Source organism: Telluria sp. ZT3P25 (genome assembly GCF_059685895.1).
The window spans coordinates 368,660-389,596 of record NZ_JCASIJ010000001.1 but is presented as its reverse complement, the minus strand read 5'-3'; the positions used below and the strand labels follow the sequence as shown (position 1 = coordinate 389,596).

The 20,937-nt window shown below is 65.4% G+C and carries 20 protein-coding genes; 14 read left to right on the top strand and 6 right to left on the bottom strand.

What is annotated here, in order from left to right; translation table 11 throughout:
- Window positions 1-88: 88 nt before the first annotated feature.
- Together AC56LY_RS01795 and AC56LY_RS01790 are read right to left on the bottom strand one after the other, a co-directional pair.
- The gene (locus AC56LY_RS01795; protein WP_499576013.1) at window positions 89-1,240 is read right to left on the bottom strand and encodes a CmpA/NrtA family ABC transporter substrate-binding protein; all 1,152 of its coding nucleotides are present in this window, start codon (window positions 1,238-1,240) and stop codon (window positions 89-91) included.
- Between the two features lie 34 nt (window positions 1,241-1,274).
- On the bottom strand, window positions 1,275-1,919 hold the full coding sequence (locus AC56LY_RS01790; protein ID WP_183557494.1) for an ANTAR domain-containing response regulator: 645 nt from the start codon (window positions 1,917-1,919) through the stop codon (window positions 1,275-1,277).
- A gap of 652 nt (window positions 1,920-2,571) precedes the next feature.
- Here AC56LY_RS01790 and AC56LY_RS01785 point away from each other — a divergent pair.
- Window positions 2,572-4,962 (top strand): S9 family peptidase, encoded by a 2,391-nt coding sequence (locus AC56LY_RS01785; protein WP_499576010.1) that lies wholly within the window; start codon window positions 2,572-2,574, stop codon window positions 4,960-4,962.
- 122 nt (window positions 4,963-5,084) lie between these two features.
- Window positions 5,085-6,770, top strand: coding sequence for a vWA domain-containing protein (locus tag AC56LY_RS01780; protein ID WP_499576009.1), 1,686 nt, complete (start codon window positions 5,085-5,087; stop codon window positions 6,768-6,770).
- 4 nt (window positions 6,771-6,774) lie between these two features.
- Here AC56LY_RS01780 and AC56LY_RS01775 read toward each other — a convergent pair whose 3' ends face one another.
- Both AC56LY_RS01775 and AC56LY_RS01770 read right to left on the bottom strand, forming a co-directional pair.
- Entirely contained in the window at window positions 6,775-8,010 is a 1,236-nt protein-coding gene (locus AC56LY_RS01775; protein ID WP_499576007.1) for a M20/M25/M40 family metallo-hydrolase, read from the bottom strand.
- Entirely contained in the window at window positions 8,007-9,251 is a 1,245-nt protein-coding gene (locus tag AC56LY_RS01770) for a urate hydroxylase PuuD (RefSeq protein WP_499576005.1), read from the bottom strand. Before AC56LY_RS01770 ends, AC56LY_RS01775 begins: the two co-directional genes overlap by 4 nt.
- Window positions 9,252-9,413: 162 nt before the next feature.
- Between AC56LY_RS01770 and AC56LY_RS01765 the strand changes: the two genes are divergently transcribed.
- The 3 genes from AC56LY_RS01765 to AC56LY_RS01755 all read left to right on the top strand — a co-directional run bounded on the left by AC56LY_RS01765 (window position 9,414) and on the right by AC56LY_RS01755 (window position 13,013).
- On the top strand, window positions 9,414-10,352 hold the full coding sequence (locus AC56LY_RS01765; protein ID WP_499576003.1) for a LysR substrate-binding domain-containing protein: 939 nt from the start codon (window positions 9,414-9,416) through the stop codon (window positions 10,350-10,352).
- A gap of 97 nt (window positions 10,353-10,449) precedes the next feature.
- A complete protein-coding gene (locus AC56LY_RS01760) occupies window positions 10,450-12,207 on the top strand; it encodes an allantoate amidohydrolase (protein ID WP_499576001.1) in 1,758 nt (585 codons plus the stop codon).
- An 83-nt stretch (window positions 12,208-12,290) separates the two neighbouring features.
- Window positions 12,291-13,013 (top strand): hypothetical protein, encoded by a 723-nt coding sequence (locus tag AC56LY_RS01755; protein ID WP_499575998.1) that lies wholly within the window; start codon window positions 12,291-12,293, stop codon window positions 13,011-13,013.
- A gap of 36 nt (window positions 13,014-13,049) precedes the next feature.
- On the opposite strand, the gene AC56LY_RS01750 is transcribed toward AC56LY_RS01755, so the two are convergent.
- Window positions 13,050-13,541, bottom strand: coding sequence for a hypothetical protein (locus tag AC56LY_RS01750; protein WP_499575996.1), 492 nt, complete (start codon window positions 13,539-13,541; stop codon window positions 13,050-13,052).
- 130 nt (window positions 13,542-13,671) lie between these two features.
- On the opposite strand from AC56LY_RS01750, the gene AC56LY_RS01745 reads away from it, so the two are divergent.
- From AC56LY_RS01745 to chrA, 8 genes are all read left to right on the top strand, one after another.
- Entirely contained in the window at window positions 13,672-14,040 is a 369-nt protein-coding gene (locus AC56LY_RS01745; RefSeq protein WP_499575992.1) for a TetR/AcrR family transcriptional regulator, read from the top strand.
- A 2-nt stretch (window positions 14,041-14,042) separates the two neighbouring features.
- Window positions 14,043-14,423, top strand: coding sequence for a hypothetical protein (locus tag AC56LY_RS01740; RefSeq protein WP_499575989.1), 381 nt, complete (start codon window positions 14,043-14,045; stop codon window positions 14,421-14,423).
- Window positions 14,424-14,537: 114 nt separating this feature from the next.
- A complete protein-coding gene (locus tag AC56LY_RS01735; protein WP_499575988.1) occupies window positions 14,538-15,101 on the top strand; it encodes a GNAT family N-acetyltransferase in 564 nt (187 codons plus the stop codon).
- 20 nt (window positions 15,102-15,121) lie between these two features.
- On the top strand, window positions 15,122-15,736 hold the full coding sequence (locus AC56LY_RS01730; protein ID WP_499575984.1) for a TonB family protein: 615 nt from the start codon (window positions 15,122-15,124) through the stop codon (window positions 15,734-15,736).
- A gap of 161 nt (window positions 15,737-15,897) precedes the next feature.
- Window positions 15,898-16,176: a hypothetical protein gene (locus AC56LY_RS01725; protein ID WP_332530174.1), complete on the top strand. Its 279-nt coding sequence runs from the start codon at window positions 15,898-15,900 to the stop codon at window positions 16,174-16,176.
- A gap of 3 nt (window positions 16,177-16,179) precedes the next feature.
- Window positions 16,180-17,085: a sensor histidine kinase gene (locus tag AC56LY_RS01720; RefSeq protein ID WP_499575981.1), complete on the top strand. Its 906-nt coding sequence runs from the start codon at window positions 16,180-16,182 to the stop codon at window positions 17,083-17,085.
- A gap of 6 nt (window positions 17,086-17,091) precedes the next feature.
- The gene (locus AC56LY_RS01715; protein WP_499575977.1) at window positions 17,092-17,865 is read left to right on the top strand and encodes a LytR/AlgR family response regulator transcription factor; all 774 of its coding nucleotides are present in this window, start codon (window positions 17,092-17,094) and stop codon (window positions 17,863-17,865) included.
- A 2-nt stretch (window positions 17,866-17,867) separates the two neighbouring features.
- Window positions 17,868-19,100 (top strand): chromate efflux transporter, encoded by a 1,233-nt coding sequence (gene chrA, locus AC56LY_RS01710; RefSeq protein WP_499575975.1) that lies wholly within the window; start codon window positions 17,868-17,870, stop codon window positions 19,098-19,100.
- Window positions 19,101-19,118: 18 nt separating this feature from the next.
- On the opposite strand, the gene AC56LY_RS01705 is transcribed toward chrA, so the two are convergent.
- Complete coding sequence (locus AC56LY_RS01705; RefSeq protein WP_499575973.1) at window positions 19,119-20,012, bottom strand: SDR family oxidoreductase; 894 nt, start codon at window positions 20,010-20,012, stop codon at window positions 19,119-19,121.
- An 89-nt stretch (window positions 20,013-20,101) separates the two neighbouring features.
- Between AC56LY_RS01705 and AC56LY_RS01700 the strand changes: the two genes are divergently transcribed.
- Window positions 20,102-20,926, top strand: coding sequence for a helix-turn-helix transcriptional regulator (locus AC56LY_RS01700; protein ID WP_499575972.1), 825 nt, complete (start codon window positions 20,102-20,104; stop codon window positions 20,924-20,926).
- Window positions 20,927-20,937: the final 11 nt, after the last annotated feature.

Here is a 20,937-nt window from a genome sequence, read left to right as displayed (position 1 = left end):
GGCGGGGCCGGCAAGGGGCGCATCACGAATGCTGCATTGCGGTGCACCATTCCCCAAGATGATGCACCGGCGTGCACCGCGACCGGCGTCAAGCCGGTGCGAGGCTGGTGGCATAGGTGTGTGGGTCGCTGCCATCCCAGACCCGGCCATCCATCAGCGTGGACGTGCGCAGCGTGGCAGCAGGCAGCGGCGTGCCGGTACGCTCGGCCGCTTCGCGGTACAGGTCGATGCGGTTGACCTGCTGCGCCAGCGCCAGGTAATCGGGATCGGTGCGGAGCAAGCCCCAGCGGCGGTGCTGTGTCATGAACCACATGCCGTCGGACAGCCACGGGAAATTGGCCTCGCCGTCCGCGTAGAAACGCAGACCGTTGTGGCCATGCCAGGCCGCGCCTTCCGAAGGCCCGGCCAGGCAATACTGCAGCGTCTCGCGGCTGGCATTGACATACGCAGGACTGGCCAGCACCTCGGCCGCCGCTTCGCGGTTGGCGCGCGAAGCGTCAAGCCAGCGCGCGGCCTGCAGCAGCGCGGCGATCATGGCGCGGCAGGCATTCGGGTGGGTGGCGGCAAAGGCAGCGCGCGTGCCCAGCGCCTTGCCGGGATGGTTGGGCCACACTTGCTCGCTCGACGCGGCCTGCACACCGGCACCGTCGCGCAGCGCGCGCTGGCCCCACGGCTCGCCCGCACAGAAGCCATCCATATGGCCGGCCGCGAGGCTCGTCGCCATCTGCCCCGGTGGCACTGTCACCAGCTGACAATCCTTCATCGGATCGACGCCCTGCGCCGCCAGCCAGTAATACAGGAACATCGCGTGGTTCCCGGTCGGGAACGTATGCGCCAGCGTCAGGCGCTGCCCGGCCTGCACCAGGCGCGCCAGCCCGCCCGGTTCTGCTGCTGCGTCGGCCCAGGTGCGCGAAAGCGTGATGTTCTGGCCATTCTGGTTCAGGTTCATCAGCACGGCCATGTCGCACTGGCCGGTGCCGATGCCGTTCTGGATCCCGTACACCATGCCGTACAGCGCCTGCGCCGCATCGAGCTGCCCGCCCACCAGGTGCTCGCGCATGCCGGTCCAGGATTGTTCGCGGCTCAGTGCAAAGCGCACGCCGTACAGTTCATCGAAGCCCAGCACCGACGCCATCACCAGCGGCGCGCAGTCGGCCAGTGGCATGAAGCCGATGCGGATGGTCTCGATCTCGGGACGGTCGGTACCGGCGATCCATGCGCCCTTGCCTGCCAATGTCATAGATATCCTGATGTTCTTGTTAGCTGCAGGGCGCTCAGCCCAGCAGGTCTTCCACGTCGATCAGGCGCTGCGCGACGTCGACCAGCTTCATGTTCTTGTTCATGGCCAGGCTGCGCAGACGCTGGTAGGCCTGGTCTTCGGTCAGCTGGTAGCGCGTCATCAACATGCCCTTGGCGCGGTCGAGCACCTTGCGCTCAGCCAGCTTCTGCCGGGTATCGCTCAATTCGTCGAGCAATCGCTGCTCGCGTCGGAAGCGCGCCAGTGCGACGTCGAGCACCGGCTTGACGCGTTCGGCCTGCAGGCCGGCGACGATGTACGCCGACACGCCCGCTTCCAGTGCCGCGTCCATGCTGGCCGGTGCGTCGTCTTCGGTGAACAGCACGATGGGCCGGCGCGCGTCGCGGGTGGCAATCACGATGTGTTCGAGCACGTCGCGGGCGTCGGACTCGCTGTCGAGGATGATCAGGTCGGGCTGCAACTGCGCGATGCGCTCGGGCAGGAACACGTCGGCCGGGAGCGATGCGACCAGGTCGTAGCCCGATTCGAGCAGGCCAATGCGCAGCGCGGTGCTGCGCCGGGTCTGCGCTGCCTGGGCCGCGTCGGGGTCGGCGCCTGGTGCCGTTGCGGACAGCACGACAACAATGCGCAAATGTGGGGTTGTTGTGTCTCGCGGTTTCATGCCGTTTTTGCATGCAAGAATCGTACCGTGTTGCCCCATTGCATTGAATCCTTGCCCTTCTTATGCGTGTACCGATTGTCGAGATATGCGTCAACCGCATATCTTTCCAGTGAGCAACTAAACAATTATTCATTTTGTGAATCGCAGGAATCACGAATGAAAAGTTTTCTTATGACTCGATGACTCTTATACTGCAACGCAACATGACAGTATTTAACCAGGAGCGCAACATGACTGCAGCTATCCAGCAAACCAATTTCTTCGCAGCGGCCATCGCCGCCATCCGTAGTTTCTCGCAAGACCTGTACATCGCCCACGGCGGTTACGCTCCATCGGTGCGGGGTTAATCATGCATCCACTCGAATACCTGACCATCGCACTGGCCGTGCTGACCGTTGCCGCGCGCGTCTCGATGTACCTGCCACGCCCGCCAAAAGGCCCGTTCAAGGCAATGTAAGCAACAGGGCAAACGCCCCGATCAAGGTGGAATAATCCGCCTGTTTCACCAAGCGCCGGCCGTATTTACATACTGCCGGCGTTTGTATTTATAGTAAAAAAACCTTCTCCGATTCGCGCGCCGTGGCAAGTGGCTGCGCTAGAATGCATTCGCATTTCTGGCCAGAAAGCCCCTTCTTTCACTTACCACATACCCATGCGCACACCTGCACTCACCCTCTTTGCGGCCTCGTTCGCGGCCTCGCTGGCATCGATCGCACTGCCGGCAGCAGCAGCACCCACGCCCATCACCCTCGACCAGGCCATGAGCCATCCCGACTGGATCGGCACGCCGGTGGAGGACGCCTGGTTCAGCTGGGACAGCAAGCAGGTGTACTACAAGCAGAAGCGCACCGGCTCGCCCCTGCGCGACACCTTCCAGGCCGGCGCGAACGCCGGCAAGGCGCAGATGGTGAGCGACACCGAGCTGGCGAAGATCGACAGCGCCGACGTGGTCTACAACCGCAACAACACGCGCATGCTGGTCATCCGCAACAACGACCTGTTCGAGCGCGACCTGAAATCGGGCCAGCTGGTGCAGGTCACGCGCGGCGCGACCCGCATCGGCAACGCGCAGTACGCGGCCGACGAGCGCTCGGTGCAGTACCGCATCGGCACCGACTGGTATGTGTGGGACCGCGTCACCCGGGTCACCGGCCCGGCAGCACTGCCGCGCGCCGCGAAGGATCCGAATGCACCGGAAGACGACGCCTACCGCGCCACCGAGCTGCGCCTGATCGAGCACCTCAAGCGCCAGAAGGATGACCGCGACGCGCTGCGCGCCCGCAACGACGAACTGCGTCGGGTCGATGCCTCGATGGCGCCAACGCCCGTCTACCTGGGCGACAAGGTCACGCTGGAGGCAAGTTCGCTGTCGCCGGACGGCCGCTGGCTGCTGGTCGTCACCGCTGCCAAGAGCGCCGACAAGGGCCGCGTGGGCAAGATGCCGCGCTACGTGAACGAGTCGGGCTACGAAGAGACCGAAGACGTGCGCACGCGCGTGGGCCGCAACATGCCGCCAGCGCATTCGCTGAAACTGATCGACCTGCGCACGAATACCGTCAAGGATATCGGCTTCGACACCCTGCCCGGCATCACCGTCGATCCGCTGGCCGCGCTGCGCGCCGCCGCCAAGAAGGATCCACTCAAGGGCAACCGGCCGGTCGTCGTCTCGGGTGGCCGCAACGCGATCGACTGGAGCAGCAACGGCGCCAACGTCGCCGTGATGCTGCGCTCGGTCGACAACAAGGACCGCTGGATCGCCAGTGTCGACCTGCGTGACGCCAGGCTGAAACCCCTGAACCGCGTCACCGACGGCGCCTGGGTCAATTACGACAACGCCGAATTCGGCTGGCTGCCGGACAACCGCACGCTGTGGTACCTGTCGGAAGAATCGGGCTACTCGCACCTGTACACGCAGGACACCATGGGGTCGGCCGCGCCACGCGCGCTGACCTCGGGCAAATGGGAAGCCAGCGACGTGCGCTGGAACGCGGACGGCAGCACCGCCTATATGCTGTGCAACCACGAAGCGCCGGGCGACTACGAAGTCTGCGCCGTGAGCGCCAGGGGCGGCGCGGTGCGCGAAGTAACGAAGCTCGACGGCGTCGAACGCTTCAACCTGTCGCCGGACCAGAACAAGCTGCTGGTGCACTGGTCGTCGAGCTACACGCCGGTCCAGATCGCGACCGTGCCCGTCTCGGGCGGCGCCGCCACCAAACTGACCGATACCCGCACGCCCGACTTCAAGGCGCGTGAGTGGATCGAGCCGCAATACGTGGCCGTGCCATCGAGCGCCGGCGGCGATCCGGTGCACGCCAAGCTGTACCGGCCCGCGCAGCTTGAAACCGGCAAGACCTACCCGGTCGTGATGTTCGTGCACGGCGCCGGCTACCTGCAGAACGTCAGCAAGCGTTATCCGGTCTACTTCCGCGAGCAGATGTTCCACAACCTGCTGGTCCAGCAGGGGTACATCGTGCTGGACATGGATTACCGCGCCTCGAAAGGTTACGGCGCGAAATGGCGCACCGCGATCTACCGCCAGATGGGCCACCCGGAACTGGACGACTACCTCGACGGCGTGAAGTACCTGGTCGGCCAGCAGCAGGGCGACGCCAACAATATTGGCGTGTATGGCGGCAGCTACGGCGGCTTCATGACCTTCATGGCCCTGATGCGCGCACCGGACGTGTTCAAGGCCGGCGCCGCGCTGCGCCCCGTGACCGACTGGACCAGCTACAACCACGAGTACACGGCCAACATCCTCAACACGCCGGACATCGACCCGGAAGCGTATAAAAAATCGTCGCCGATCGAGTACGCGCAGAACCTGAAAGGCCACCTGCTGATCTCGCACGGCATGATCGACGATAACGTGCTGTATCAGGACTCGGTGCGCATGGCGCAGCGCCTGATCGAGATGAAGAAGGACCACTGGGAGATGGCGAGCTACCCGCTGGAACGCCATGGCTACGTGCAGCCGGAAGCGTGGTACGACCAGTACCGCCGGATCTATCAGCTGTTCGAGCGCTCGCTCAAGCAGAAATAATCCACGCGCCGGCAACCGCTGCGCATACCCTGTTTGCATAGGCATTACAGGATGTAAGCGCGATTGCCGGCGGCGCGCGGCTGGTGCACCTTATGACAACCATCACGTCATGAGGTCCTGCCATGCCACGCTCGCGCGCCACCACCCTGCCCCTCCTTGCAGCAACCATGCTGCTGGCTGCCTGCAGCGCCCCGCAGCAGCTGCAAGTGGATAGCGCCGCAGCGCCACCGCCGCCGCCAGCGCCCGGGACGCGGGTCGAGGTGACTGGCAGCGCACTCTCCTCGTATTCAGGCTACGCCGGCGCGCCGCCGACGTCCTTCCAGCGTCGTATCGCCACGATGCCTTATCCGATGCCGCAGTACGCACCTGGCGCCGAGCGCTTCCCCGATGTCCAGGCCAACCGCGCGGTGCTGGTCGAAGAACAGCCAGTGTCCACCTTCAGTAGCGATGTCGACACCGCCTCGTATGCGTACGTGCGGCGCCAGTTGAGCGCCGGCCGGCTGCCGCCACCGGCCGCCGTGCGGGTCGAGGAAATGGTGAACTACTTCCCCTACGCCTATGCCGCTCCTAGCAAGGCCAGCCAGCCATTTGCGCTGACCACCAGCGTCATGCCCAACCCATGGAATGCGGACAACCAGCTGCTGCACGTGGCCGTGCGCGGCTACGATCTGCAGCGCGCCGAACGGCCGCCGATGAACGTCGTGCTGCTGGTCGACGTGTCCGGCTCGATGGCCCCGCAGGACCGCCTGCCGCTGCTCAAGCAGGGCTTTCGCCTGTTCGCACAGGGCTTGCGCGAACAGGACCGGGTGGCGATCGTCACCTACGCCAATGGCACGGCGGTGGCGCTCGAGCCGACCACGGGCAGCGACAAGCAGAAGATCATCGATGCCATCGATGCGTTGCAGGCAGCCGGCGGTACGGCCGGCCGCGATGGCCTGGAGCGCGCCTACGCCATGGCCCAACGCCACTTCGATGCGAAAGCCGTCAACCGCATCATCCTGGCCACCGACGGCGACTTCAATATCGGCGTGAGGGACCCGCGCCAGCTCGAAACCTTCATCGCCGACAAGCGCAAGAGCGGCGTCTACCTGTCGATTTTCGGCGTCGGCGACGGTAACCTGAACGATGCGCTGATCCAGCGCCTGACGCAGTCAGGCAATGGCAATGCTGCCTATATCGACTCGCTGCTCGAAGCGCGCAAGGCGCTGCAAGCTGAACTTGGCTCGACCATGTTCCCGATCGCGAACGACGTCAAGATGCAGGTCGAGTTCAACCCGGCCCGCGTGGCGGCCTACCGCCTGATCGGGTACGAAACGCGCATGCTGGCGCGTCAGGACTTCAAGGACGACAAGGTCGATGCGGGCGACATGGGCGCCGGCCACACGGTGACCGCGATCTACGAGATCACGCCGGCAGCGGGTGCTGCCAAACTGGTCGATCCGCTGCGCTATGGCGGCGGCAAGAAAGCCGCACCCGCGGGCAAAAATGACGAGCTGGCGTTCGTGCGGGTGCGCTACAAGCTGCCGGGCGAGAGCAAGAGCCGCCTGGCCGAGCAACCGGTGCGCCAGGCGACAGCGCGCGCCATGCTGGCCGCCGCGCCGGCTGACCAGCGCTTCGCAGTGGCCGTGGCCGCGTTTGGCCAGCGCCTGCGCGGCGAGCCGCAGGTGAGCGACTACAGCTACGCCGACATCGCCACGCTGGCGAACGACGCCCGGGGCAACGATCCGGACGGCTATCGTGCCGAGTTCGTGAAGCTCGTGCGGATGGCGGAATCGCTGGGCCAGGCCGGGGCGACCGGGCGGCCTTGACCGTTCACGGCGCGCCCAGCATATCCAGCAGCGTCAGCGCCACCACCTTGGTGGCGCTGCGCAAGTCTTCCAGCGCCAGCCGCTCGTCGGCCTTTTTCGCATTGGCCTCCGTGACCGTACGCGGCCCAGCCCCGTACAGCACGGCTGGAATACCGCGCTCGCCGTACAGGCGCGCATCCGCATACAGCGGCGTCCCGACGGCGGGAATGGCTTCGCCCAGCACGGTGTGCGCATTGCGGCGCAGGCTCTCGACCAGCGGCTGCGCGCCGGGCAGCGGGCGCAGAGCCTGCGACAGCAGCAGGCGCTTGACCTCGAGCCGGATGCCGGGCATGCCGGCCACCGCGTCGTCGATCAACGCGCGCACCTGTGCTTCGACCGCGACCGGGTCTTCTTCGGGAATCATGCGCCGGTCGAGCTTCAGCACGACCTTGCCCGGCACCACATTGGTATTCGTGCCGCCGTCGATGCGTCCGACGAGCATCGTCGGCGAATCGATGCCGGGCACGCCCGACTTGATGGTCTTGAGCCGTGGCAGGTCGCCGTAGATCGCATTCAATACCCGCGTGGCTGCCTGCAGCGCATCGACCGCTGTTTCGGGCATCGCGCCGTGGCCGGCCTTGCCGTGCACCGTCACCTCCAGCTGCAGGCAGGCGTTGTGCGCCGTGATAATGCTGTAGCCGAAACCGGCGGCGATCACGTAATCGGGCTGCGTCAGGCCCTGCTCCAGCAGCCAGCCCGGCCCCAGCAGCCCGCCGAATTCCTCGTCATAGGTAAAGTGCAGCTCGACGCCGCCACGCAGCGGCGCGCCCAGGGCTTCGAGCGCGCGCACCGCGAAGACATAGGTGGCAAAGTCGCTTTTCGATACCGCTGCCGCGCGCCCGTACAGGTAGCCGTCTTCGATCACGGCGCCATACGGCGGATGGGTCCAGCCTTCGCCCGGCGGTACGACGTCGCCATGCGCATTGAGCGCCAGCGTCGGCCCGTCTTCGCCATACAGCCGGCGCACGATCAGGTTCGTGATGCTTTCCAGGCCGTAGTCAATCACCTGCTGCGCTGGCACCGCATGCCGCTCGACCGGCCAGCCGGCGCCCTCGAGCATGTCGGCCACGGCCTCGGCGTGCGGCGCGTTGTTGCCCGGCGGCGTATCGGTGGGGATCCGCACGACGGCCTGCAGGAAGTCCACTTCGTCATTGAAGTGCGCGTCGATCCAGTCGGTCAGGCGTGTCTGCAATGCGTTCATGGTGTATTTCCTGTTTTGGCGCCGGCTTCGAACCAGGCCTTGACCACGGCGCGTTCGGCATCGGTCATGTGCGTCAGATTCGCCAGCGGCATGGCCCTGGTTTGCACGGTCTGCTGGTAGATGCGCGCGGCGTTCCGGCCGATCTGCTCGGGTGTTTCGAGCATGACGCCCAGCGGCGCGGCCGCAAAGCCGGGCTGTGTCGGTTGCGCTGCATGGCACGAAACGCAGCGCGCCCCCATGATCGTGCGGACTTCGGCAAAGCGTGCTGCATCGGCCGTCGCGGTAGTAACCACCGGATCGACGCGCACCGGCCGGACTGGCGCCAGCAGCACGCCAAGTCCAAGCAGCAGCACGGCGCCCGCCACAGGGTAACGCCATTCGATCCGGCCCTTGTGGCGCAGGTTGAAGAAATGGCGGATCAACACGCCGGCCAGCATGATCACGCTCAGCACCGCCCACGCATGCGGGTGGTTGTAGGTCATTGCGTAGTGGTTGCTGATCATGATGAACAGCACCGGCAGCGTGAAGTAATTATTGTGGACGCTGCGCTGCTTGGCCCTGATGCCGTGGACCGGGTCGGGTTTCTGCCCCGCCAGCATCGCATTCACCATCTTGCGCTGGCCGGGAATGATCAGCATCGCCACGTTTGCCACCATCATCGTGCCGATCATCGCGCCCACGTGCAGGTACGCCGCACGGCCGCTGAGCAGGTGCGTGAGCACCCAGCTGCTGCCAACCAAAAACAGGAAGATCGTCGCGCCAAAGGCCAGCTGGCGCTGCACCAGCGGTGAGCGGCACAGCAGGTCATAAACGATCCAGCCCACGACCAGGCTGCCGATGCCGATCCCGATCGCCTGCCCGCTCGACAGATCGGCCACGCTGCGGTCGATCATCATCGCTTTCGCATTCATGTAATACACGATGCTCAAGAGCGCAAAGCCCGACAGCCACGTGGAATAGGCTTCCCACTTGAACCAGTGCAGCTCCTTCGGCAGTTCGGCAGGCGCCACCAGGTATTTTTGCGGGTTGTAGAAGCCGCCGCCGTGCACCGCCCACAGCTCGCCGGCCACCCCTTTGCGCTCGAGGTCCGAGCCGGGCGCCGGCGGCTTGATCGTGTTGTCGAGCCAGACGAAGTAGAACGATGCGCCGATCCAGGCGATACCGGTGATGATGTGCAGCCAGCGCAACAGCAGATTGAGCCATTCGAGAACGTAGGGGGCCAGGTATCCGGGGTCGAACATGGGCGTCCTTCAGGGTCGCAGATTCAAGGGAACATACGCAAGCGCGCCAGTGCAACCATGGCGACCGACGGCTTGACGATACGCTGATTTCCATTTCTGCAACAACAAAATCGGCGTATATTCGACATATCCGACTCGATATACAACCAAGATTTCACGGCCATGTCCAGCCTGCCCCGCAACCTCGACCTGCACCTGATCCGCATCCTCTACTTGCTGCTGGTGGAGAAAAACGTTTCGCGCGTCGCGCTCAAACTCAATCAACCGCAGCCCTCGATTTCGGCGTCGCTGCGCAAGCTGCGCGAGCTGACGGGCGATCCGATTCTCGTGCGCGGTGCGCGCGGCATGGTGCCGACGCAGCACGGCGAGGGTCTGCTCAAGCCCGCCAAGCGCATTCTGGACGAAGCTGAGAGCCTGTTCGTGCGCAAGGCGCCGTTCCAGCCCGAAGACGCCACGCGCACCTTCCACATCGCCGCGCCGGATTACCTCGATGCGCGCTTCCTGCCCAATGTGGTGGCGCTGCTGCGCCGCGGCTCGCCCGGCAGCAAGGTCGTGATCCACGCACTGGGGCCGGGGCAGGACTACCTGCGCATGCTGTCCGACGGCGACATGGACCTGGTGATCGCCAACTGGGACGAGCCGCCGGCGCACCTGCACATCTCGAAGCTGTTCGAAGACCCGATCATCTGCACGATGCGCGCCGACAGCCCGTACGCGCGGCGCACGGCGCCGGACGCGATGACGCTCGAGGATTATCTCGACCTGCCCCACGTCGCCCCGACCCAGATGCTGCCCGGGTACCACGGCGTGATCGACGCGCATCTCGAGCGCCTGGGCCTGCAGCGCCGCGTGGCGGTGGAGTCGCCCTACTTCGGCGTAATCCCGTACATGCTCACGCAAAGTGACCTGGTCCTGACCACCGGTCGCCAGTTCATCCGCGCCTTTGAGAAGACGCTGCCTTTGAAAAGCTTCACGGTGCCGGTAAAGTTTCCACCGATGCGCTTTTACCAGTTGTGGCACCAGCGCGTGCACCAGTCGACCGAGCACAAATGGCTGCGCGATCAGGTCAGCAGCGCCGCGCGCGCCCTGGTGCTGGGCTAGTCTATATGCGCAGGCTGCTGGCAGCCATCCGCCAGCCGATATGGGCGCAGCCACCGCCAGCCCGTATGATTGATCGCTTGACCACCATGGAGCGCAGATGACCACGATCGCGACGCTGAACGCCTGCGAGGCCGCCGACTTTGTCGAGGCCCTGCGCGGCATCTACGAACATTCGCCATGGATCGCGGCGCGCGCAGCGCCCGCCCGCCCGTTCGCCAGCCTGGCTGCGCTCAAGCGCGCCTTGCAGTCGGTGGTGGATGCAGCCAGCATCGACGAGCAACTGGGGCTGCTGCGCGCCCACCCGGAACTGGCCGGCAAGGCAGCGATTGCCGGCGCCCTGACGGCCGAATCGACGAGCGAGCAAGCCAGTTCGGGGCTCGACCGCTGCACACTGCACGAGTATGCGCAACTGCATGCGCTCAATGCCGACTACAACGGCCGCTTCGGCTTTCCGTTCATCCTCGCGGTCAAGGGGCCGACCGGCCAGGGCCTGTCGCGCCAGGCCATCATCGCCACCTTCGAGCGGCGCATCGGCAATGCGCGCGGGGACGAGCTGCGCGAAGCGCTGCGCCAGGTGCACCGCATCGCCGAGATTCGGCTGAACGCACTGCTGGGCGTGACGCCGTCGCTTGGCGCGCGCGTGATGGACTGGTGCGAAACGCTGGGCGCCATCAGCGACGTTGAGACGAACCTGACCTGCGCCTACATGACGCCGGCCCACCAGCGCACCGCCGCGTGCATCGCCGGCTGGATGCGCGCGGCCGGCATGACGGTCCACATCGACGCGGTGGGCAATGTCGTCGGCCGCTACGCCGCCGCGCAGCCAGACGCAAAAACCCTGGCGACCGGTTCGCACTACGACACCGTGCGCGATGGCGGCAAGTACGACGGGCGCCTGGGCATCCTGCTGCCGATCGCCGTCGTCGCCGACCTGCACGCACGCGGCCAGCGCCTGCCGTACGACCTGGAGGTGATCGCGTTTGCCGAAGAAGAAGGCGTGCGTTTCCGCAGCACGTTCCTGGGCAGCAGCGCCATTGCCGGCAGCTTCGACATGGGGTTGCTGAGCGCGGTCGACAGCGACAGCGTCACGCTGGGCGACGCGCTGGCGCAGGCTGGCCAAGATCCTGCGCACATCGCCGCCATCGCACGCGATCCGGCGTCGCTACTCGGCTTTGTCGAAGTTCACATCGAACAAGGCCCGGTGCTGCTCGAACGCGGCTTGCCTCTGGGCGTGGTGAACGCGATTGCCGGCAGCTCGCGCTATATCGTCGAACTGCGCGGCGTGGCCAGCCACGCGGGCACCACGCCGATGGGCATGCGGCGCGATGCAGCTGTTGCCGCCGCCGAGATCGTGCTGCTGGTGGAAGCGCGCTGCCGCCAAGGCGCGGCGCTGGTCGGCACGGTTGGCCAGCTCGAGGTGCCGGGCGGCTCGGTCAACGTGATCGCCGGCGCCTGCCGCCTGTCGCTCGACATCCGCGCCGCCGACGATGCGGTGCGCCTGGCCGCAGTGGGCGATATCCTCGCCGGCATCAGCGCCATCTGCGCCGCGCGCGGCATCGGCGAGCGACTGGTCAAGCTGCTGGAGATCGACGCCGTGCCGTGCGCGCCGCGCCTGATGGCGCAGCTGGGCGCAGCGGTGGAACGGGCTGGCCTGCCCCATTTCGAGCTGCCATCCGGCGCCGGCCACGACGCCATGTGCATGGCACAACTGACTGACGTGGCGATGCTGTTCGTCCGCTGCGGCAACGGCGGGATCAGCCACAATCCGCTCGAGACGATGACGGCGGACGATGCCGATATCGCGGGGCGGGTGTTGCTGGACTTTCTGGAACGGGTCGGCAACACGCACGGGTAAGAACGTTCCAAAAGCGATGAACTTGCCTCGCATGAATTCGCGTTTACTACTATTTTTTGAATCGTCACATCAGTCAGGATTACATGCGCACATCTGCTTTGTACTGCTCCCTCCTCATGGGACTGCCATTTTCTACGCTCGCTGCCGAAGTAGAAACGACGCAGGTCTTTTACAGCAACGGGCAACTCGAATATATCGGCTCCGTCGACAGTGACGCGAATCAGCGGCTCTTTGCGCTGTATGAAAAGCTGGCGAAAAAGCCGACGACCCTGTCGATCCGCAGCCTTGGTGGCGACACCAATCCCGGCATGGAACTGGGCGCGTGGGTGCATGCGCACAAGCTGAATGTGAGGGTCATGGAATTCTGTTTTTCTTCCTGCGCCAATTACGTGTTCCCGGCCGCAGTGAAAAAAACTGTCAGCAACTTCGCCATGGTCGGGTATCACGGCGGGCCCGGCGGGCCGTTACAGATTGAGCTGGACGACGCGCTGACCGCTGCCCAGCGCAAGGCTTTGCTGGATGACATCGAGAAACGGCGCGTCCAGAGTGGCCGCCGTGAAGCTGAATTTTATAAAACGATCAGCGTGCGCACCGATCTCAGCACACTCGGGCAAGGTGACCAGTACAAGCCGTATTACGACAAAAATCCGGACGCACTCGGCTGGACCTATTCGCTCGACGACTTTACCCGGCTGGGCGTACGCGATATCAAGGTGATCAATCCGCCCTGGAAGCCGGGCACTGCGTCCGGACAAACGCCCGTAGTGACCATACCGATCGACGTCAAGCCTGCGCCCGCATCTTGAGCGAGCCACCAGCGCGTTCTGCGTGCCGCGCCGTGCTCAAGACGTCCCGAAACTGACGAGGTTGCGTTGCGACTGGTCGCGTGTCACCAGTACGCGGGCCAGTTCCACCGGCACACATGCTTGCTGCGTGAATGTCCGGGACTGCGCCTTGGCAGCCTCCGCAACGCGTTTCTCTTCCGTTACCACGTCATAGTTCCCACGTTTGAAGATCAGATGCTCGATGCCATCGTCACCAGCTGGTGCCGGCTTGACGACGACCAGCGACCAGTGACCTTCATCGCCAACAAATTGCTTGCGCTTCAAGAAGTCATTCACGCGCGCCGCCGCGAGAGCACCGTCGGGCACTCTATCCTGGTAAGGCGTCAGCGGACACAGCAAGGTACCAGCAGGCCACTCCAGACCCACCAGCGGTACGACGGCATCGGGACGCATTTGCGACAGCTGCCGATCGATCGGATGCCGGTCCTGGGCACAGGCGCCGAGCGCCAACAACGCAAGGATGCCGATGGTGCGAAATGATTTCTTCATATGAAGCGTGCCTGTTCGAGGTAACAATGAATCGACCGGTAAGGCACGATCCGTTGATGATTCTTGACTGATCGTTCAAGTATCCTTACATTGTGATTATCTTATAACCTTTCAGCACCGATCCTGTCCCGTGGCCCGCCCGAGAAATTTTGTTGAAGAAGATGTCATCGACAGCGCGGCGGCGGTGTTTGGCCGCCTCGGCTATACAGCGTGCTCGATCGACGATCTCGTCGAAGCGACAGGGCTGCAACGGGGCAGCCTCTACAAAGCCTTCGGTTCCAAGCGGGGTCTCTTTGAAAAAGTATTGCGAAAGACGCTGGCCGGCAACTGGGCAAGCGATGGCGCATCCCTGGATCTGATGATCACGGCGTTGCGGGAACTGGCGAGCTTCGACCTCCCCGTCGCCGACCTGTGTCGTTGCGCACTGGCGGCACATGCATCAAACGCAGCAGAATTGCTTGGCTCCCGTTTACTCGACCATCTACCACGCAAGGAATGACAATGCCACGACTGGAACTGACCGACAGTGAGCTCATCGTCCATCTGGGCAAATGGGAAAAACTGATGGCACTGCACCCTGACGTACGCATTCCCCTCCAGCAGGTACGCGGCGCGACCGAAGACCCCGATTTTGGTGGAGCAAGCGGGTTCAAGCTGGGCCTGCGCCTCCCTGGAACGCATATTCCTTATGTCGTCGCGGCCGGGACTTTTCTCAAGGCAGGCGACAGGCAGTTCGTTTTCACGCGGCGCAAGCTGCACACCATCGTCATCGAACTGGCGGACCATGAATGGACGCGCCTCGTGATCGGCGTGCCCGATGCCCACGCGGCCGCCGCCCACATCAACGCTGCGGTCGCCCGCCTTGGCACCAATGCAGGCTGACCCGCTGCCTGCCTCGATCGCGCCGGTAGATGATGACGTTAAACAGCATGGCGCTTGTCTGCACGCCCCGAGTCGATGGTATGCTAACGCTTACAACTATGACAATGCAAACCCATGTCGACTTATAGCACCCCTGTCCTGACCACCCAACGCCTGATGCTGCGCCCGCTGGCCGCTACCGATGCACGGGCCTTGTACACCATTTTTTCCGACCCTGCCGTCGTGCGCTACTGGAGCGCCGAGCCGTGGACCGACATCTCGATGGCCGAAACCGCCATTGCGCGCGCCCTCGAAGCCTACCGCGACGAGACCGAGCTGCGCTTTGCCATCGAGCTGGCGGGCAGCCGCGAAGTGATCGGCACCGTCGCCCTGCACCACTTCTACAACCAGTACAACCGCTGCGAACTGGGCTACGCCATCGCTAAGGGCCACTGGGGCAATGGCTATGCCAGCGAAGCGATCGAAGCCGTGCTCGATCACGGCTTCAACGAGGTCGGCATCAACCGGGTCGAGGCCGACATCGACCCGCGCAACGACGCATCCGCCCACGTGCTGGAAAAACTCGGTTTTCGCAAGGAAGGCTTCATGCCGCAGCGCTGGCGCGTGCACGGCGAATACGCCGACACCGTGTTCTACGGCCTGCTGCGCGATTACTGGAACGAGCGCAAGGCGTCCTGACGACGATGCAAAGGCCCCCCATGAAAACCATCGCAGCGTGTTCGACCCTGGCGCTTGGGGTTCTTGGGCTGGCCCCGCAATCGGTCGCGGCCCAGGCCACGGTGCCGGCCTGGCGCGAGATCACGATCTACGCCAGCGACGCCAGCTATCCGCAGGCACTCGTGCGGCGTGGCGTTCAGGGCGTGGTCACGATCGAACTCACGCCCGGCATGCGGGGCCGCGAGGCCGCAGCGACGGTGCGCGAGTCATCGCGCTCGGCCGACCTCGACGCGCTGGCCCTTGGCATGGCAAAGCAGCTCGACATCACCAGTGCGGACGGCGCCGCCAGCGGACTGATTACCTACCAGTTCCGCAAGGATCACAGCGCAACCATCGCCACCAAGACCTGCGCCGACTTCAATGTCGATGCGGCGTACCAAAGCGCGACGTTCCCGGAGCGCAGCCTGCGCGGAATGCCCGTGTTCTATGAGAGCGTGGGCAAGCTGATCTACAGCTTTCATCGCGCAGGCGAAAACCGGGCCTTTCCTCCTGTCATTGCGATCCTCGACGCCACGGTGGCCGGCTGCGCGCGCACGCCGCAGGCGGGCATGCTCGACGTGATGCGCCAGGAAGCGCTCAAGCTCATCGCGCCGTAGCACCCATCGTGCAGCGCCGCCGTATTGACACGAAAAACCGTGCCCCGCTCATCCACGCTGACGACCGCTCGCCCCGGCAATCGCACCGTTCATCGGATCGCCCTTGGCCTGCGCCGATTGCATCCCTACAGTAGGGTCATCACTCTTTGAAAGGACTGCACGTGAAAACCATTCATACGCCCGCCAGCCGCTTCCAGTCGATCCTGCGCAACGCCGAAGTGGCCGGCCGCACCACCTGGCGCCTGGCCAAATCCGGGGCGCGCTACCTGACCCGCATGCCGTGGCCGGTGCTGCTGGTGCTTGCCATCGCCCTCGCCGCGCTGGTCACCATCGTGCCGATCGTGCTGGCCCTGTTCGTTGGCCTCCTGGTGCTCAAGTTCGTCGCCGTGGCCGTGTTTGGCCGCCCACAGCGCCGCCTGCGCCACACGAGCGGGGAATAAATCATGGCGGCTGTCCAGATCAACCGCGCGCTCGACTTCGTGCGCGACGCCATGCGCGAAGCGGGCGCCCTGTGGTGGCGCTTCTTCGACTGGCTCGCGCTGATCGAATGGCGCCAGCTGTACCTGGTCTGGTTCCTGGGCTTCGTCGCGGGCTTGTTCGTCAATCTGGTCGAACCGGCGATCTGGTTCATCCTGGTCTCGTTTGGCGTGAAGGTACTCGCCGGCGGCAAGCGCCGCGCCGAACTGCTGGCGCGCGATGCGTCGAGCAAGGCCGACGTGGCCAATCTCGAACGGCGCCTGACCGAAGCGCAGATGGCCACGCTCCAGGCGCAGGTCGAGCCGCACTTCCTGTTCAACACGCTGGCGCTGATCGGCCAGCTGATCGAAACCAATCCGAAGGAAGCCGCGCGCGTGCACGGCCACCTGATCGAATACCTGCGCGCGTCGCTGCCGCAGATGCGCGGGTCGATGGGCAAAGGCGGCACCGGCGGCACGCTGGGCAAGCAGGTCGAACTCTCGCGCGCTTATCTCGCCATCATGCAGGCGCGGATGAAAGAGCGGCTCCAGGTCCGCTTCGAAGTGCCCGATTTTCTGGGCAGCGCGCCGTTCCCGCCGATGATGCTGCAGACGCTGATCGAGAACGCGATCAAGCACGGACTCGAGCCCAAGGTTGCGGGCGGCACGATCGTCGTGCGCTCGCGGGTCGAAGGCGCCACGCTGCATGTCGATGTGCTGGACGACGGCGTCGGCTTTAACCTGCATGCCGGCAGCGGCGTGGGCCTGGCGAATATCCGAGAACGCCTGGCGCTGTTGTACGGCACGTCGGCCGAACTCGTGATCGAAGCACCGGCAACAGGCGGCGCCTGCGTGTCGATTCGCCTGCCGTACCGGATGACCGAAGACGGCTGACCATCTATGCCCACTGCCCTGATTGCCGATGACGAAGCCCTGATGCGCGACCAGTTGCGCTCGCGCCTGCACGAGGCGTGGCCCGAGCTGCGCATCGTTGCCGAAGCTGCCAACGGGGTCGAGGCGGTGGCGCTGGCGGCGCAGCACAAGCCGGACATCGCCTTCCTCGACATCCGCATGCCGGGCATGGGCGGCATCGACGCGGCGCGACAGCTGTACGCCGACTGCCACATCGTGTTTGCCACTGCCTACGACCAGTACGCGGTCGAGGCCTTCGAGCATGGTGCGATCGATTACCTGCTCAAACCGGTGACGCTGGCGCGGCTCGATACCACGGTGGCGCGCCTGCGCCGCCAGCTCGAACACAAGCCGCAGGACATCGGCGCCCAGCTGGCGCGGCTGGCGCAACTGGGCGACCAGCTGCTGGGTCGCGCGGCGCCCTCGTCAAAACCATCGTATCTGCGCTGGATCCAGGCCCAGTCAGGCACCAGCCTGCGGATGGTCGCGACGTCCGAGGTGCTGTTCTTCCAGTCCGACGACAAGTACACGCGGGTGCAGACGGCCACCGCCCAGCACCTGATACGCAAGACGCTCAAGGAACTCGAAGAAGCGCTCGACCCGGACGAATTCTGGCGCATCCACCGCTCGACGCTGGTGCGCGTCGATGCGATCGCCGAAGTGCGGCGCGACCTGCGCGGCCGGCAGATGCTGACGCTGCGCGGGTATCCCGAGGCGCTCGAAGTCAGCCGCAACCACAGCACGCTGTTCCAGCAGATGTAATCGTGCACGACCAACCCGACCTGCCCCCTCCCCCGGCGTATGGCGCAGGCGCCAGTTCGCCTCTTGCCATCTTCTGGATCTTTCTGCTGCTGGGCCTGCGCTCGTTCGGCGGCCCGATCGCCCATCTTGGCTACTTCCGCAATGAATTCGTGCTGCGCCGCCGCTGGCTGGACGACGCACGCTATGGCGAACTCGTCGCACTGTGCCAGTTCCTGCCCGGCCCGGCATCGAGCCAGGTCGGTTTCGCGCTCGGCGTGCTGCGCGGCGGGGGCCTGCTGGGTGGGTGCGCCGCGTGGCTGGGTTTTACCTTGCCGTCGGCGCTGCTGATGCTCGCCTGGGCGCTCGGGGCTGCGGTCACGACCGGCCCGGTGGCTACTGGCGCAGTGCACGGGCTGAAACTGGTGGCGGTCGCCGTTGTCGCGCAGGCCGTGTGGGGCATGGCGGGCACGCTGACGCCCGACTGGCAACGCAAGGTGATTGCCCTGGCCGCCATCGCAATTGTGGTCGTTGCTGCCGGTCCCGGTGGCCAGTTGATTGCCATCGCGGCCGGCGCGCTGGCCGGCTGGGCCTGGTGCCGAGGAGAGGCACCGCACGGCGCTGCCCCGCTCGCGTTTCCGGTGCGCGTGGCGGGCGGCGTGGCCGCGCTGGTCCTGTGTGGTTTGCTGTTCGTGCTGTTGCCCGTCGCCGCCGCTGCCACCCAGTACCGGCCGCTCGCTTTATTCGACGCCTTCTACCGCTCTGGCGCACTCGTGTTCGGCGGTGGCCACGTGGTGCTGCCGCTGCTGCAGGCCGAGACCGTAGCCAGCGGCTGGATCAGCAGCGAAACATTCCTGTCGGGGTATGGCATGGCCCAGGCGCTGCCCGGGCCGCTGTTTGCGTTCGCCGCATTCCTTGGCGCGCAGGCCGGGATGAGCGCTACCGCCGTCGGCGGCGCCTGCGTGGCGCTGGTAGCGTTGTTCTTGCCGGGGCTGCTGCTCGTCTACGGCGCCCTGCCGTTCTGGGCCCGGCTGCAGCGCCAGCGCGCGCTGCGCCACGCTGTCATGGGCGCCAATGCCGCCGTCGTGGGCATTCTCGGCGCGGCGCTGTACAACCCGGTCTGGACGAGTGCCGTGCTCGACCTGCGTGATGCCGCCGTGGCGCTGGCTTGCTTCGTGCTGCTGGTGACGTGGCGCGCGCCCGCCTGGCTGGTCGTGGCCCTGGCCGCCGCAACCGGCGTACTGATGACGCTGGTCTGACGAGCGTCACGTGCCCAATCAGGCCGGGAAATAACGCGTGTTGTCGACATCTTCCATCAGCGTCCCTTGGCGTGGATGCCAATCGAGCACCTCGCGTGTCCAGCTGCACGCTGCCGGCACGTCCATGCCGGCGAAATGCGCCAGCGCGCCAAAGTGCTGCGCTGCTGCAGCGCGCGCGATGCCGGTCACTGGCACGCCCAGCCGGCGTCCGATCGCCCCTGCAATCTCGCTGAATGGGACACCCTCCTCGGCCACGGCGTGATACTGAGCGCCCGGGGCGGCGCGCTCGAGCGCCAGACGAAACACGCGCGCGGCATCCAGACGATGCACCGACGACCAGCGGTTGGCGCCATCGTCGACAAACGCCGCCACCCTTTTTGTACGCGCGAAACCGATCATCATCGGCACCAGGCCATGGTCGCCCTCACCGTGCACGGATGGCGGCAGGCGCACGACCGACGCATTCACACCGCGTGCAACCAGTGCGCTGGCAGCATGTTCCGATGCGCGCGGATAAGCCGGGCTGAGCGGGAACGTCACATCCTCCTCGGTCGCCGGTCGGCCCTGCACATCAAGCACCATGCCAGAGGTGACGACCAGCGGACGATCCGAGCCTCTGAGGGCCGCGCCCAGCGCCTCGATCGCGCGCCGGTCCTGCTGGCAATTGGCGGCGTACCGTGAAAAGTCATGATCGAACGCGGTATGGATCACACCATCGACCGCTGCGACTGCGTCGCGCAGTCCCTCCACCTCATCGAGCGTGCCACGCCATGCCCGCACGCCAAGCGCGGCCAGCGCCGCCGCGCCGGCTTCCGACCGCGTCAGGCCAGTGACGGTGTGGCCGGCAGCGAGTAAATCCTGTACCACGGCAGTGCCGACAAATCCGGTCGCACCGGTAATGAATACATGCATGACATCCTCCTGTTGGGTAGATGTCCACTATCGACGGGCTGCGTATCCGGGTAAAGTAGTGACTTTATACGGGTATAAAAGGTAACAGGATGGATGGGGCAACGAGCCGCGACAATCCGCTGGGCAGCTATCTGAAAGACCGCCGTGCCCGCCTCGACCCGGCAGCGCTCGGGCTGGGCGGCACGCGCCGGCGTACGCCTGGCCTGCGGCGCGAAGAAGTCGCGCAGCGCGCCAGTATCAGCACCACCTGGTACACCTGGCTGGAACAGGGTCGGGGCGGCGCACCGTCAGCTGAGGTCGCTGGGCGCATCGCACGGGCACTGATGCTCACCGGGGCCGAGCGCGAGCACCTGTTCCTGCTGGCCCTGGGCCGGCCACCGGCGCCGCACCATGCGCCGCACGCAGCAATCTCGCCGCGCATCCAGCGCGTGCTCGACGCATTACCGGCCAGCCCGGCCTTCGTCAAGACTGCCAGCTGGGATGTGGTCGCCTGGAACCGCGCCGCCGCGGCGGTGTTTGGCTACGACAGCGCGACGCTCGAGCAACGCAATATCCTGCGCCGCATCTTTTGTGACCCCGCCACGCGCGCCGCCCAGCGCGACTGGGACAGCGTGGCGCGGTTCGTCGTCGCCGCCTTCCGGGCCGACATGACGCGCGCCGGCGTCGATGTCCAGTCGGCGCCGCTGGTCCGCGAGCTGCGCGAGCGCAGCCCGGACTTCGACACGCTGTGGCAAAGCCGGGATGTCGGCACCTACGGCGAAGGCACGAAGCAGTTGCATCATCCGGTAGCCGGCTGGCTCGCGCTGGAATATTCGTCGTTTGCGGTCGATGCTCGCCCGGACCTGTCGATGGTCGTCTACAACCCGGCGACGCCGGAGGATGCGGCGAGGATCACGGCGCTCGTGACCGGCTAAGCTTGCGCGTG

Bases quoted from the DNA above. Each gene is read 5' to 3' on its own strand.
- AC56LY_RS01795 (WP_499576013.1), bottom strand. From the start codon at position 1,240: ATGACATTGGCAGGCAAGGGCGCATGGATCGCCGGTACCGACCGTCCC.
- AC56LY_RS01790 (WP_183557494.1), bottom strand. From the start codon at position 1,919: ATGAAACCGCGAGACACAACAACCCCACATTTGCGCATTGTTGTCGTG.
- AC56LY_RS01785 (WP_499576010.1), top strand. From the start codon at position 2,572: ATGCGCACACCTGCACTCACCCTCTTTGCGGCCTCGTTCGCGGCCTCG.
- AC56LY_RS01780 (WP_499576009.1), top strand. From the start codon at position 5,085: ATGCCACGCTCGCGCGCCACCACCCTGCCCCTCCTTGCAGCAACCATG.
- AC56LY_RS01775 (WP_499576007.1), bottom strand. From the start codon at position 8,010: ATGAACGCATTGCAGACACGCCTGACCGACTGGATCGACGCGCACTTC.
- AC56LY_RS01770 (WP_499576005.1), bottom strand. From the start codon at position 9,251: ATGTTCGACCCCGGATACCTGGCCCCCTACGTTCTCGAATGGCTCAAT.
- AC56LY_RS01765 (WP_499576003.1), top strand. From the start codon at position 9,414: ATGTCCAGCCTGCCCCGCAACCTCGACCTGCACCTGATCCGCATCCTC.
- AC56LY_RS01760 (WP_499576001.1), top strand. From the start codon at position 10,450: ATGACCACGATCGCGACGCTGAACGCCTGCGAGGCCGCCGACTTTGTC.
- AC56LY_RS01755 (WP_499575998.1), top strand. From the start codon at position 12,291: ATGCGCACATCTGCTTTGTACTGCTCCCTCCTCATGGGACTGCCATTT.
- AC56LY_RS01750 (WP_499575996.1), bottom strand. From the start codon at position 13,541: ATGAAGAAATCATTTCGCACCATCGGCATCCTTGCGTTGTTGGCGCTC.
- AC56LY_RS01740 (WP_499575989.1), top strand. From the start codon at position 14,043: ATGCCACGACTGGAACTGACCGACAGTGAGCTCATCGTCCATCTGGGC.
- AC56LY_RS01735 (WP_499575988.1), top strand. From the start codon at position 14,538: ATGTCGACTTATAGCACCCCTGTCCTGACCACCCAACGCCTGATGCTG.
- AC56LY_RS01730 (WP_499575984.1), top strand. From the start codon at position 15,122: ATGAAAACCATCGCAGCGTGTTCGACCCTGGCGCTTGGGGTTCTTGGG.
- AC56LY_RS01720 (WP_499575981.1), top strand. From the start codon at position 16,180: ATGGCGGCTGTCCAGATCAACCGCGCGCTCGACTTCGTGCGCGACGCC.
- AC56LY_RS01715 (WP_499575977.1), top strand. From the start codon at position 17,092: ATGCCCACTGCCCTGATTGCCGATGACGAAGCCCTGATGCGCGACCAG.
- AC56LY_RS01705 (WP_499575973.1), bottom strand. From the start codon at position 20,012: ATGCATGTATTCATTACCGGTGCGACCGGATTTGTCGGCACTGCCGTG.
- AC56LY_RS01700 (WP_499575972.1), top strand. From the start codon at position 20,102: ATGGATGGGGCAACGAGCCGCGACAATCCGCTGGGCAGCTATCTGAAA.